Annotated in this window: 10 protein-coding genes; 4 read left to right on the top strand and 6 right to left on the bottom strand. The window is 46.5% G+C overall.

The genetic code is table 11. The features are described 5' to 3' along the window. The first annotated feature begins 84 nt into the window (after positions 1-84). The 4 genes from ACO08K_RS17420 to ACO08K_RS17435 all read left to right on the top strand — a co-directional run bounded on the left by ACO08K_RS17420 (position 85) and on the right by ACO08K_RS17435 (position 4,592). On the top strand, positions 85-771 hold the full coding sequence (locus tag ACO08K_RS17420) for a rhomboid family intramembrane serine protease (RefSeq protein WP_421797690.1): 687 nt from the start codon (positions 85-87) through the stop codon (positions 769-771). Positions 772-828: 57 nt separating this feature from the next. Continuing rightward, the gene (ettA, locus tag ACO08K_RS17425; RefSeq protein ID WP_421797691.1) at positions 829-2,508 is read left to right on the top strand and encodes an energy-dependent translational throttle protein EttA; all 1,680 of its coding nucleotides are present in this window, start codon (positions 829-831) and stop codon (positions 2,506-2,508) included. Positions 2,509-2,754: 246 nt separating this feature from the next. Further along, on the top strand, positions 2,755-3,216 hold the full coding sequence (locus tag ACO08K_RS17430) for an Lrp/AsnC family transcriptional regulator (RefSeq protein ID WP_373548201.1): 462 nt from the start codon (positions 2,755-2,757) through the stop codon (positions 3,214-3,216). Between the two features lie 125 nt (positions 3,217-3,341). After that, positions 3,342-4,592: an OmpA family protein gene (locus tag ACO08K_RS17435; protein ID WP_421797692.1), complete on the top strand. Its 1,251-nt coding sequence runs from the start codon at positions 3,342-3,344 to the stop codon at positions 4,590-4,592. A 353-nt stretch (positions 4,593-4,945) separates the two neighbouring features. Here the strand turns inward: ACO08K_RS17435 and ACO08K_RS17440 are convergent, their stop codons facing one another. The 6 genes from ACO08K_RS17440 to ACO08K_RS17465 all read right to left on the bottom strand — a co-directional run bounded on the left by ACO08K_RS17440 (position 4,946) and on the right by ACO08K_RS17465 (position 13,702). Continuing rightward, complete coding sequence (locus ACO08K_RS17440) at positions 4,946-5,176, bottom strand: helix-turn-helix domain-containing protein (protein WP_421797693.1); 231 nt, start codon at positions 5,174-5,176, stop codon at positions 4,946-4,948. A gap of 81 nt (positions 5,177-5,257) precedes the next feature. Further along, entirely contained in the window at positions 5,258-7,411 is a 2,154-nt protein-coding gene (locus tag ACO08K_RS17445) for a hypothetical protein (RefSeq protein ID WP_421797694.1), read from the bottom strand. A 57-nt stretch (positions 7,412-7,468) separates the two neighbouring features. After that, complete coding sequence (locus tag ACO08K_RS17450; RefSeq protein WP_421797695.1) at positions 7,469-7,645, bottom strand: hypothetical protein; 177 nt, start codon at positions 7,643-7,645, stop codon at positions 7,469-7,471. Between the two features lie 34 nt (positions 7,646-7,679). Next, entirely contained in the window at positions 7,680-9,170 is a 1,491-nt protein-coding gene (locus tag ACO08K_RS17455) for a tetratricopeptide repeat protein (RefSeq protein ID WP_421797696.1), read from the bottom strand. Between the two features lie 86 nt (positions 9,171-9,256). Then, positions 9,257-10,030 carry a hypothetical protein gene (locus ACO08K_RS17460; RefSeq protein WP_421797697.1) on the bottom strand — a complete coding sequence of 258 codons (774 nt, stop codon included), beginning with the start codon at positions 10,028-10,030 and terminating at the stop codon, positions 9,257-9,259. Positions 10,031-10,033: 3 nt separating this feature from the next. Further along, positions 10,034-13,702 (bottom strand): tetratricopeptide repeat protein, encoded by a 3,669-nt coding sequence (locus ACO08K_RS17465; protein ID WP_421797698.1) that lies wholly within the window; start codon positions 13,700-13,702, stop codon positions 10,034-10,036. Positions 13,703-13,722 lie beyond the last annotated feature (20 nt).

Raw genomic sequence — 13,722 nt, forward strand, 5'->3', positions numbered from 1 at the left:
AGCTTTACCTTGCCTAAGCCCTCGGTTGTAATTAAACACCCTTAATTTTAACCGGGCACTCATCATACGACAAAAATAACAATTATGCTTTTCCCTATTGGCGACGACAATGTAAAAGGTGGACATTATCCCATTGTCAGCTATACCTTTCTGGCATTGAATATATTGGTTTTTATCCTGGAAATGAATCAGGGTGAGCGGCTCGGGCAGTTCATCGCGACCTACGGGGCCATTCCAGTGGAAATCACGCATGGTGAACGTTTGTACACCCTCTTTACCAGCATGTTCCTGCATGGCAGCATCGGGCATGTCGTGGGCAATATGCTTTTCCTCTGGATTTTTGCCGACAACATCGAAGCGGTGATCGGCAACGTACGCTTCCTGATTTTTTACCTGGCGGGTGGCCTGGTGGCCCATGCTGCACATATTTTTTTCAATGTAGATAGTCCCATTCCTACCGTTGGCGCCAGTGGTGCCATTGCGGCGGTGATGGGTGCGTACATGATCATGTTCCCCCAATCACAGGTGAAGGTTCTGTTCCTGATTTTTCCTTTCCGGGTACCAGCCCTCTTGTTTTTGGGTTTCTGGATTTTTTCCCAATTCCAGAATGGCCTGGGCAGCTTTCAGATCGAAACCGCCGAAACCGACGGGATCGCGTATTGGGCGCATATCGGGGGATTTGTGTTTGGGGCAGTGCGGGGCTTTCCTTTTCGGAATGAATACATCCGGAGATTGCAAAGGGGGTATCGGGATGAGGATTTGGTGGGGTGACTATTTTTCCCTCAAATTTTCCCATCTTTACACTCCAAAATTTAACCACAACAAGCTATGGCAGGCGAAAAGATCATCTTTTCCATGGAAGGGGTCAGTAAAATCTTCCCCCCTACAAAACAAGTGTTGAAGAACATTTGGCTCTCCTTTTTTTATGGCGCTAAAATTGGCGTATTGGGTCTCAACGGTTCCGGTAAGTCGACCTTGCTGAAGCTGATCGCCGGACTCGATTCCAACTACCAGGGCCGCATTACCTTTGATGGCAACTACAAAATTGGCTACCTGGAGCAGGAACCCAACCTGGACGAGTCCAAAACGGTGCGCCAAATAGTAGAAGAAGCCGTGAGTGAAGTCGTGACCAAAATGGCCGAGTATGAGGAGATCAACCTCAAACTCGCCGAGCCCATGGACGACGACGAAATGATGCGCCTCATCGAACGCCAGGGCGAACTGATGGAATACCTTGACCACGCCAACGCCTGGGAACTCGATCACAAGCTGGAGACCGCTATGGATGCCCTGCGTTGCCCCGAGGGTGACACGCCCATCAAGGTGCTTTCGGGTGGGGAACGTCGCCGGGTGGCCCTGTGCCGCCTGCTGCTGAGCAATCCCGACATCCTCTTGCTCGACGAACCGACCAACCACCTGGATGCCGAATCGGTAGACTGGTTGGAGCAATACCTGAAAAACTTCCCCGGCACCGTTATCGCCGTGACGCACGACCGTTACTTCCTGGACAACGTGGCAGGCTGGATTCTGGAGCTCGACCGCGGCGAAGGTATTCCCTGGCAAGGCAATTACTCTTCTTGGTTGGAGCAAAAAGCCAAACGCCTGGAGCAGGAAGAAAAATCCGAATCCAAGCGCCGCAAAACTTTGGAGCGGGAATTGGAATGGATTCGCCTGGCCCCCAAAGCCCGCCAGGCCAAGGGGAAGGCTCGTTTGAGTGCTTACGAAAAGCTGGCCGACGAGGAAGTAAAAGAAAAAGAAGCCCGTCTGGAATTGTTCATCCCCCCTGGGCCACGCCTGGGCGATGTGGTGATCGATTTGCAGAACGTGAGCAAGTCATTTGGGGACCGGATCTTGTTTGAGAACCTCAACTTGTCCATCCCCAAAAACGCCGTGGTGGGCATCATTGGCCCCAACGGGGTGGGTAAATCCACTTTGTTCAAAATCATTATGGGCAAAGAAAAGCCGGATGCCGGCGAGGTGACCATCGGGGATACCGTACAATTGTCTTATGTGGATCAATCGCATGAGCAATTGCAAAACGCAGATAAAACCGTGTACGACGCCATCTCGGCAGGCAACGACAACATCACGGTGGGCAAAGCCGTGGTCAACTCCCGCGCCTACATCAGCCGCTTCAACTTCAGTGGCGATGCCCAACAAAAGAAACTCGGCATCCTCTCCGGCGGGGAGCGCAACCGCGTGCACCTGGCCATGACCCTGCGCGAGGGCGGCAACGTACTGCTGCTGGACGAACCGACCAACGACATCGACATCAATACGCTCCGGGCCCTGGAAGATGGTTTGGACAACTTCGCGGGTTGCGTGCTGGTGATCAGTCACGACCGCTGGTTCATCGACCGCCTGGCAACGCATATCCTGTCTTTTGAGGGCGACTCTACGGTGGAGTTCTTTGAAGGGAACTACTCGGACTTTGAACGTTTGAAAAAGGAACGTTTGGGGGATGTGACGCCGAGAAGGCCGAAGTTTAAGAATGTGATTAATAGGTAGTTTGGAGATCCCGAAGTTTAAGGATCACAAATAAAAAATTTGCACAAAGAACACAAAGGAAAGCACAAAGGGCACAACGATGAGACGTTAATGGGGATCTATGCTCAAAATTCGGGTTGATAGAAACCAAAATTCGGGGGAATCACTTTGTCAAAGTCTCACCTTTGTGCCCTTTGTGCTTTCCTTTGTGTTCTTTGTGCTAAAAAATTGTGTCGCTCTGTGTTTCTTAACTAAAACAACCTCCCTATGCACGAGTTACCCTACCTCGATGAGCACGACCGCCAAATCCTCAAAGCCCTTGAGCAGGATGGCCGCCGGGCCTACGCCCAAATTGCCCAGGACCTGGGTATCTCCAACACCATGGTACACCAACGGGTAGCCCGCCTCAAAGACCTGGGGGTGCTGAAGCAGGTGAGCATCATTTTGGATGAAAAAAAACTGGGCTTCGAGTGGAGTGCCTTCACGGGATTGGTGCTGCGGGATGACTCAGATTCGCAACAAATCATCGAGGAACTGAAAAAAATTCCGGAGGTGACGGAGTGTTATTACATCACCGGGAGTTACGCTTTGTACATTCGGATTGTAGCCAGGAGCAGCGAGCACATGCGGAAGTTGTTGTATGAAAAGATAGACCACATTAAGGGGGTGATTAAAACGGAGTCGCTGGTGGATTTTGGGAGTGCGTTTAAAAGGAATGTGCCGATATGACCGGGAACTAAACAGTCGTTTTTTTTGTATTCCAATTAGAAGGTATTTTTTTACACAAACACAAGAAAAAATTTCATATATTTATATTCACAAAATACATTTAACAACTAAACACAGCTATTATCATGAAACCAAATCCTGTTAAAGCTTTGGCCAAGATCACTTGGTTGAGCTTAATTCTTTCTATTGTTTCTTTCCACTTATTTGCTCAAACCGAAAATCTTTCGGCGAATCTTGTCCAGAATCCTAGCTTTGAAACTTCAAATGACGGCCTCGCCTTAAACTTGCGCAACGTCATCAATCGGGCTCAGCATTGGAGTGACCCCACTAGCGGAGGTTCTTTGTTGTACACGACCAGTGGCCAGGAAGTTTACGACCCCAATGGCGGCAACTGGCCGTTTATGGCCCACAACGGAAAAAATGTGGCTGGAATCAATGTTTATGGTGGTGGAGACTACCCTACGCGGGAGTACATTCAAGGTGCCCTAAATGTACCCTTGACTGTCGGCAAAACCTATACCTTTTCTTTTTGGGTGCATTACCACTGTGAAGGCGCCAACAACATCGGGATTGCCTTTTTGGAAAAACCGATCAGCACCACCAAAAGAGGGGAAATTCTGGCCCTGACTCCCGTTGCGTTCCAAAAAGAGGTGTGCAAGTACAAAAAAGGCCGATGGGAACAGGTGGAAGGCAAATTCGTTGCCGTAAAACCTTATCAACATTTTGTCATCGGTAACTTCTTTTCGGATGCGGACACAAAAGTAGAGTCGCGGGTGTACAACCACTACTTTGCCTACATCGACGATGTGGAAGTGCTGCTGGATGAAAAGGCCAATGCGGCTCCCATTACGATTTCAGATGATGAAAAGAAAAAATGGGATAAAAACGACGTTGCGGTTAAAGAGCTTACGGTGGCCAAAGAACCAGAGCAGGAAGTAGAAGACAAAACCGCTAAAGCCCCAGAACCGGTTCAAACACCTGCTCCAAAACCTGAGCCTGTACCCGTGCTGGTAGCTCCAACGCCCAAAGTGCTGTCGGAACTGAACATTACTAAGGTGACCTTTGCATTGGGCTCCTCCGTCATCATCCCCGAAAGCCAAAGCGCATTGGAAGCGTTGGCAACACAATTGAAGGCATTCCCGGATACCGTTGTTGAACTAGCGGGCTACACCTGTAGCAATGGGGAAAGTAAATTCAATCAGGAGCTCTCCCTGAAAAGAGCTCAAGCGGTGAGCGCTTTTCTCTTGTCGAAAGGGATAAGTAGTACGCAACTCGTTGTAGTGGGTTTTGGCGAAGAGAAGCCCCTGGTGCCGAATGATTCGGAGGCGAATAAGAGGTTGAATCGTCGGGTGCAATTGAGTGTTTTGGGGAAGTGAGGTGAGGGGTGAATTTGGGGGAAAGTTGTACTGCTGGGCGGGTCAAAATTCCCAGGGTCCCGGATTGTAGCAGTTCGTCATCCCGAATTTACAAGTATCACCATGAAAAAATGAGCACAAAGAACTCAATGGCAGCACAAAGGACACAAAGACGCGATTTTGACAAAGCAATACGCCTGAACTTTTTTTTATTTTGGATGTAAAGCCTCGTCAACGTCTCACCTCTGTGTCCTTTGTGCTGCCTTTGTGTTTTTTGTGCTAAAAAAATATTGCTTTATGTTTTCTGAAAAATTCGGGATGATTCGGGAGCAGTTTGGAGAGTGATTTAGAGGAGGAGCGTTTAGGCTAGCGGATCATGAATCAAGATACTTGCTTTGCTTCTGCTTGTATTCTTCCATTAATGGACTATTGAATTGCATTTTGATGTTGAGGACCTGTAGTATCTTAAGCAAGGTATCCATACGAATGGTCTCCTTGCCATGCTCCAGGTCGTACACCACAGTTTTGCCCACTCCAGCCAATAAGGCGAAAGCTTCGCGGGATAAACCAGCCCGTTTGCGGTGAAATAAAATTAGCTCGCCCAATTGAGTTTCGTCTGTCTGGTCCTAAAATTACTTCACACGTAAAATTTTTGTTATAAATTAGATCTACATTGCCAAGATATTTTACAAAGATTTTATGAAATCGACTAAGGCTGCTGCAATTCTATTGTTTTCAGTTAAATAGGATTTGAAAGTTAAGGTTCCAATTATATCGCGTTCTCTGAGAGAATTGCGTCTAAATTGTAATAGAACGATTTCGCGGGTTCTTGATTCTATAGATTTCTTACAGTAAACTTTGATTTCATTGAGGGGGGTATCAAGATCCGCTTTCGATATCATTTCCACCCAATTTTCCTTTAGTTTTTCAAGTGTAGGGTGCTCTTCAACATCCCTAATTTGATTTTCTTCAAAAGGAATATTGATGTCAGAGGAGGATTCTTGGGGTTTTTCTACTTCATCTTTGCGAACTTCATCTTTTGAGATCATTTCCACCCAATTTTCCTTTAGTTTTTCAAGTATAGGGTGCTCTTCAACATCCGTAATTTGATTTTCTTCAAAAGGAATATTGATGTCAGAGGAGGATTCTTGGGGTTTTTCTACTTCATCTTTGCGAACTTCATCTTCTTTGGGTTCATTTCCTTCAAATTTAGTTTTGCCAATCAATTTATTTTTTATTATAGACCAAACATAAGCGGAATTAAAATTACCATCAATGAATTTGTAGACGTTGTAGATCAAGGAATATGTATCTATTTCGTATTGCTCTGGAATAGTGAGCGCCATTTTGATTAATCTCTCCAATACTTCATCAAAAAACATTACATCGATGCAAAAATCGTTGTAAGGATAGGCGGCAGTAGCATCAAAAATAAATTCCATTTCAGGATAGCCAGTAACATTGGCTCTAGCAACCCACAAGTATGGAGGCAGAAATCTTGTCAACAATTCGGTCTTTTGGGCCTGGCTATAGGTATTTTCAGTTTTAACTATATCTCTGCGGTACTCGCTTGACGGGAGAAGATAAATATCCCAAACGAAGTTCTGATCTGTTTCGATAAGCTCGTAAAAAAGAGATTCAAAATAAAGGGTTTGTTGGTAAATGTCTTCGAACGTTAGGCGAATCTCTTTTGGCAAAGGCACAATGATACTATGCACATTGCTTTCACTCCTAGCAATTTTACCAGTTGGGTCTTTTAAGGGGATGACTTTTACTTTGCTTCCATTTTCCATCAGGGTAAGCTTTGAAAAAGGCCCTACAAGGTCGTCGTGTGCATATAAGGTCTGAATTTGATCGGCATAAGCAATGGGCCAATCATTATGCTTAGTAAAATTAGCTTTTTGATCATTTATGGCTTTGTATCCAATAAGTGTGATCAAATGTTTACCTCCGTCTTCAAACTCCAAGCCAAGCAATATGGGAAGTCCCATTTTAAGATAGGAATAAATAAATTTACAAACGAAGGTTTTGTATCCAATTTCTTCCTTCTCATCGTGATTTACATTGTGTTCCAGGCTGCCAATCATGGTTCGCAACTCTGCCTTTAACCCCATTTGCTCGATCACCCCACAAATCTGATGCAAATTCATTTCAACTCCCGTTATGGCCCCCAGTTGGCTGCGGGTAGTGTATTTGGCAAGGGTATTGATGGCCATAGGGTGGAGCATACCCACATTAAACATACTGTGCAACCTATGAATGGCACTCCAAAGAGCCACCGTTGCACAGCCATGTAGAATACCATCCTGCTCCATAAATGCTAATGAATTGAGATGGATACTTCGCCCCAAAAGATTTATATTATAGGGGCGAATTGCCGTAAACTTTCGATCAGCACTACCGCTAGAGGGATAAGGCGACAAAATAACCGGGCCCAATCTGGATTTGGGTAGTGGTTTTACTGTGGCAAAACCTTTATAACTATCCCAAAGCTTTTTCGTATTAGCATTTTCTGGATCAGCGAGGAGTTCTTCAACAGTGATAAATGACCTGGAAAAAAAATGGACGCGTTTACAAAGCTTGGATTGATCCTGTGAGCTGAAAATAAATTCAGTAGGCAAATCACTTAGGTAAGTTTGGCTAATGTACTTGTGCTCAATGAGAATGGTTTTCACTTTATAACTGGGCCTGTTCCGATATTTTAAATAATCAAACAGGAAATTGAAATGGTATTTACCTCCTTTGATGTACTCAATGGAGGTATGCTCGTTCGAAAATGCCTTTGCGAGGTTATCCTCAGAGAAGCTCAAAACTTCAAATAGGGCATTGGAATTATCCATATCAGCGGTGCGTGTTTAACCTTAATGGACAAGATTTGGTCATCGAGAGCTGCTTAATTATGCAATGATATTCTCATACTCATTTACGCTTTTGATGAACAAATGCCACAGCAATTGCACTGATGCTATAGTAAAATCCTTAAAAAAATCCTGTACCGACTTGTTGTCTTTGATCGTTTTGGCCAGATAGCCGACAATGGTGCCAATCATGGCGGTGGTGGTGATGGGTTCCATTTTTATGTTTTTTGAGTAATTTAAGAGTATTTTGTTATTTGTTTTCTTTTTCCAGTTCTTTTAAAAACGCCTCCACATCTAGTCCCCATTCTTCAATAACTAACTTAGCACTTTCAATACTATCCTGTGCAAACTTCAAATACCCCCCAAAAGGCATAGCCGCCCGCAATGCCTCCTTCACCAACTCCAGCGACCGTTCCCGATCAGGTTGATTATCCTGATAAAATAATGCCATATTGGATGCTGTATGCGCCACATCTGGCAGGAAGGCATTAGGATTACTTTTGGCTAAGGCCCTTCTGATTTGCAGGGCTTCTTCATATTCACCTTGGGCTAGCTCTAACTCATTTTTATCACTGTGCAAATTAGCCAAATTGTTCAGGGTCTGAGCCACATCTGGCAGGAAGGCATCAGGTTTTTTGGCTAAGGTCCTTCTGATTTGCAGGGATTCTTCATATTCACCTTGGGCTAGCTCTAACTCATTTTTAGCATGGTGTAAAAGTGCCAAATTGTTCAGGGTTCCAGCGACATCCGGCAGGAAGGCATCAGGTGTGTTTTTAGTTAAGATCCGATAGATTTGCAGGGCTTCTTCATATTCACCTTGGGCTAGCTCTAACTCATTTTTAGCACTGTGTACGATAGCCAAATTGTTCAGGGTCTGAGCCATATACTTCAGGAAAGCTTCTGGGTTGCTTTTGGCTAAGGTCCGATAGATTTGCAGGGCTTCTTCATATTCACCTTGGGCTAGCTCTAACTCATTTTTAGCACGGTGTAAAAGCCCCAAATTGTTCAGGGTTCCAGCCACATACTGCAGGAATACTTCCGGGTTACTTTGGGCTAAGGTTCGATAGATTTGCAGGGCTTCACGATATAAAGGCGTAGCTTCTGTGTATTGATTGTGTTTATGCAAAAAAAATGCATAAGCAAAAATATGCTTCACACCCCTATCCACCTCCAACGCCTTTTCGTAATACCCTTTCGTCTTCTCAAACCACTCCCCATCCTCATACCTTGTTGCCATCAAAACCGCCTTCATTTTCCATTCCTCCGCAATGCCTTTGGTCTTTTGGGCAATTTCCTCCATTCTGCGACTGTGTCGCTCTTCTTCGCTTTTTTTGGCAGTTTGTAGGGCTTGATAATCCGCTTGAATGGCTTCGTCTTTGAGGATTCCCAGTGCCCCAGGAATATCCCCTTCCAGGAATAAGGCTTTTGCCTGGTCCAATCGGTCGGTGCTGATGGTAAGTTTATTGATGTATTCAAAAGCCTGCACTATGGCTTTTTTGATGTTTTCGAGCTTTTCCTTTTTTGCTTCGAGGGTGCCAGAAAGTTTCAGCCTGACTTCCTGTTTATCCAGGCCTATGGCATTAAAAACTTCGCGGGCCTCTTCTATTTCTTGCTCCAGGTTTTGGTAGTCTTGTAGGTTGCCGAGGATGTGCTGGATTTTGACTTCATTGTTATCCCCTATAATTACAGCGCCACCTGCATTTATTTCTCCGTGGTTGATATTTTTGGATGTTTCACTCATCTCTACTATGTTGAATCTTATCTACTTCCAAATATACAGGTATGTTCAAGCTATTTGACAGCGGGCTTGGAATTTCCAGGTCTTTTTTATTTCCCCAACTCATCAATCAAACGGACCAAAGCCTCATTGATTTTATTCCGCTCAATACCCGCTTCGGCATTGTTGATGACGTTCTTGTGCTCCTGGTTGTTGATGCGGGTAAAACGAGCAGAGAGCAGCATGACCTTGTTGTTCAATTCTTCATCCTTGCCTTCGCTGAGGTCCAACAAACGTTCAATCACTTCCTCGGTTTTTTCTTTGCGCAACAGGTTTTTTAGTTCTGCTTTTAAATTCTCTTCGGGGGAGGAGGGGAGGGGCCCTTTCCCTTTGCCGCCGCCGAAGTAGTTGTGTACAATCTGTACGTTTTCATTGCCACTTACCACATCATCTCCTAATCGAAAATCGCCGCCCGCTTTGATGGTGCCACCCTGGATGACGTTCTTTTGATCGTAATTATCGCCGGATGAATGGCCTTTGTCGCCGATGTGGACATTGCCCTGGGCATCAATATTTGCATTGGTGACTACGTTTTTGAGGCGGCTTTTGTGCTGTTCAAAAGCGGCCAAATGCTCCTCCAGTTCTTTTACAAAATCCGCATTCTCCAGCAAGTCTTCCAATTTTCCTTCAATGAGAGTCTTTTTACTTTCGTCGCTGCGTGTAGGCTCGGCTAGTTTGGCGGCGGTTTTGGGGTCGTCGATTAAAAACCAGGAGCGGATCCATTGGGTGGAGGCGGTTACGAAGTCTTTGGGGAATTTTTTGACGGCTTCGTTTTCGGTGATGATGGAGAAGATGTAGTCGAGGGCGGTTTCTAAAAGTGGCATAGGTTATTCTTGATTGAGTTGTGATAAAATTTCTTGGAATTTGGCTTCACCGATGCGTTCGATGATGGCTGCCAAATAACTCTCTGTTGCTTTTACATTTGGTGAGCCTATTTTTTGAAAAATGCCATATGCTTGCACCATAAGTGGTATTGCGTCCTCATAGCCTTCTTGTTCAAAAAACCTTGCACCCATATTGGTCATAGTTGTGGCCATTCCATTGATATCCCCGATTTCTTGGCATATTTGTAAATCTCGATATGAAAATGCCATTGCTTCTTCTACTCTTCCTCTTGCGTAAAGGATTGAGCTAATATTGTTAAGGGTAACACTCTCGCCTTTACGGTCGCCGATTTGCTGCTTTATGGCCAGACTTTGTTCCAAATAGCGCAAGGCGGTGTCGTAGTCGCCTTTGGCATCATAGATTTGGCTGATATTATTCAAAGTCGCGCCCTCGCCTTTACGGTTGCCAATTTGCTGCTGAATGGCCAGACTTTGTTCCAAATAGCGCAAGGCGGTGTCGTAGTCGCCTTTGGCATCATAGATTTGGCTGATATTATTCAAAGTCGCGCCCTCGCCTTGACGGTTGCCAATTTGCTGCTGAATGGCCAGACTTTGTTCCAAATAGCGCAAGGCGGTGTCGTAGTCGCCTTTGGCATGGGCAGTTGTCGCTAAATTATTCAAAGTCGCGCCCTCGCCTTGACGGTCGCCGATTTGCTGCTGAATGGCCAGACTTTGTTCCAAATAGCGCAAGGCGGTGTCGTAGTCGCCTTTGGCATCATAGATTTGGCTGATATTATTCAAAGTCGCGCCCTCGCCTTGACGGTCGCCGATTTGCTGCCTTATGGCCAGACTTTGTTCCAAATAGCGCAAGGCGGTGTCGTAGTCGCCTTTGGCATAATAGATTTGGCTGATATTATTCAAAGTCGCGCCCTCGCCTTGACGGTCGCCGATTTTTTTATCAATAGTTAGACTTTGTTCATACAATTCTAAGGCCTGATCATTTTGACCAAATAACTTGAAAATTGCACCCATGTTGAAAAGTGCAATTGAAATATGCTTTTCTTCTACTTTTTTTGTTAAAACTGCTTGATTGAGTTCAAAAGCCTGAGAATATAGCCCAATGAGTTGATAATGGTCTTGTAGGTTGAACGAAGTACTGGCAAACTGTGGCCAAGCTTCAGCCAGCTCAAAATAGTTTTTAGCTAAAATTTCATCATCCCAAGTTGGTTGCGCTTTGAAAAACTCTCCAGCCAACAATGCCCATTCCTTTACTTTTGCCGGTTCAATCATCTCCTTCGCCATCCACTCCATGGTCAAACGATGCACTTCAAAACGTCCATCCTTTTCCACAAAACACAAAGACCAATCTTGTAAGGCCTGCAAAACGGGGATTAAATCCACTTCGGCCTCGCCACTCACCGCCGCTAGTGCCGCCAGGGGGGTGCGGGTTATAAAAACAGCCACGATTTGGAAAATCCCTTTTTCCCGTTCCGTCAAACGTTCGTATACCTTGGCCAATAAGAGGTTTTCAAACACCTCGGCTTCGACCTGGCTTACTTTTTGCCAATGGAAGGATTTATCCTTTTTTAACAAAGCCTCCAGGTACTCATAACCACGAGGGTGCCCATCGAGGCGTTTGTACACCTCCTCGCGCTCTTCCAATGGAATAACTCGGAGTATTTCCGAGTAGTTGAGCAAGCGGTATTGCTCGGCGTAGCCCAATTTATCCAAAGCCAGGTGTTCGAGCACATCTGCCAGGTCTTCTATTTTGTAGCGGGTAGTGAAGAGGATATGGCAATGGGGTGGGGTATTGGCGCACAAATGCTTTAAAAAAGCGCTCAAAGATTCGCTGCCGATGCTGCGCTGATAGGCTCCGCCCTCGTCGGTTTGTACATCTTCGGCATTGTCAAAGATGAGGATGGTTTTGCGCCCCTGGAGGTAGTTGTCGATCAGCAATTGGAGTTTGTCCAGTAGCTCGGTTTGCGGGTCATCGATAGTTTGCTGGATTTGTTCGGCCAGCTCGGGGTTGATTTTGGCAAAACGTTTATTGAGCGTCTGGAGAATATGCGCTTCATTGATTTGGTGGTCCTTTCTAAAAATCAGGGTGGTATAGCTGTGGTTGTCGTAATTGTGGGCAAAGGCCTCGGCCAGGGTGGTTTTACCCAAGCCGCCCAGGCCATACAAACACACGTGCCGCCCCGCCCGAAAGGCTTGGCGCAGTTGGATCAAGTAGCGTTTGCGGCCAATGAAGCCTTCACCAATCAGGCGGGATTGGCGGGTTTTGAGAAAACTGCTGAGGGGGTAGAAGTTCTTGAGTAAGGCGGCATCGTAAGGCAGTGCTTTGTCGATCAAAGCACCGACTGCCTGGTTTTGATACACCACGGGAGTGAACCATTCGGCAATGTGGAGCAGCTGCGGGGCTTGTTCGCGGCGTTGGGTGATGTCCTGGAGTAGGGCCTCGCGGGCGTAGGCCAGGGCGCGCGTGAGCGAGAGGCCCTTGGCCAATTGGGTGTACAATTCGGTAGTGAAGACCTTGGCCCCTTCATCGGTCACCGCAAAACGCATCGCTACGATGCTCGGTAGCCCATAGGCGGCCACTTGTTCGGTTACCCCACCTTCGCTGCCTGAAATGGCCGTTTCGCAGGCGCTCAGGATCAGGACTTTGACACACGCATGTTTGCGCAGGGTTTCGCCCAGGGCGGCCCCGCTGACCTGTTCTTCATCACCATCTTCATTTTCAAAATACAAGACCCCTTTGTTTTGTGCTGCGTGGTAGGCTCCGTGGCCGCTGATGTGTACGATGTCGTGCTGGCGGGCGCGCAGGGCTTTGTCCAGTTCAACTAGGGAGGCATTTTCTAAAAACTCGATGACGATTTTGGGCTGTTTGTCGCCCGTGGCTTCCAGGGCACCGATGGCGCGGATGAGGCGGGTTTGTTCCTCTTCAATTTGTAACATTTTGCCTCGTTCGTCCAGGTTTTCGGGTAAGGCGGTGATGAAGAGCATTTTCAGCGGGGCAGCAGTGGCATGATCGCCTTGCAGGTTGAAGGCTTCGAGTGAGGTGATTTTGGTGCGCACCAGGCCAAAATTGCTGATGGCGAGGCTCTTTTTGGCTTCGCCCAGTGTGGGTGGAAATAGTAGGGGCAAGGCCATTTCAAAGGGCAGATTGACCAGGGTTTCGTCGTCGGTAGAAATGGCCAGGAGCAGTTCGTCAATGCGTTGTTCTTCGAGTTGTTGGATGAAGGCGGTACAGGCGGTCCCAATTTGGCCTTTGAAGAAAGTATCGTAAAGAAGGTCACTGAAATGGTGTTCTGCAGCTGCCACAATATTGCCATCGGGAAGATTCCCTGAGTCAATACGCATTGTTGCACTAATGTGTCGCCTCAATGTTTGAAAATTCTCGAATCCTTCAAATAGGGAAGGGGGGATGTCAATCTCGATGTTTTCACACCACTTTTCGCCGGAGGTGGCCAGGTTGCCCTGGTCGGCGTGTTTGCTTTTGACGGAGAGGTTGGCGGTGTAATGGGTATCGTCTTTTTTGTCCAGGCGCAGAAAGAGGATGCTGCCGGATTTGAAATCACGGGCGATGTTGTAGATGATGTCGCCGATGTGGACGTTGCCGTTGGCGTGGATGGAGCCGTGGACGATGTTTTTATGATAGGTGTTGTCTGGCATTGTCTTGAATCTTTGGGCGT

The sequence above is a fragment of the Haliscomenobacter sp. genome (assembly GCF_965225875.1).
Taxonomy (GTDB): Bacteria; Bacteroidota; Bacteroidia; order Chitinophagales; family Saprospiraceae; genus Haliscomenobacter.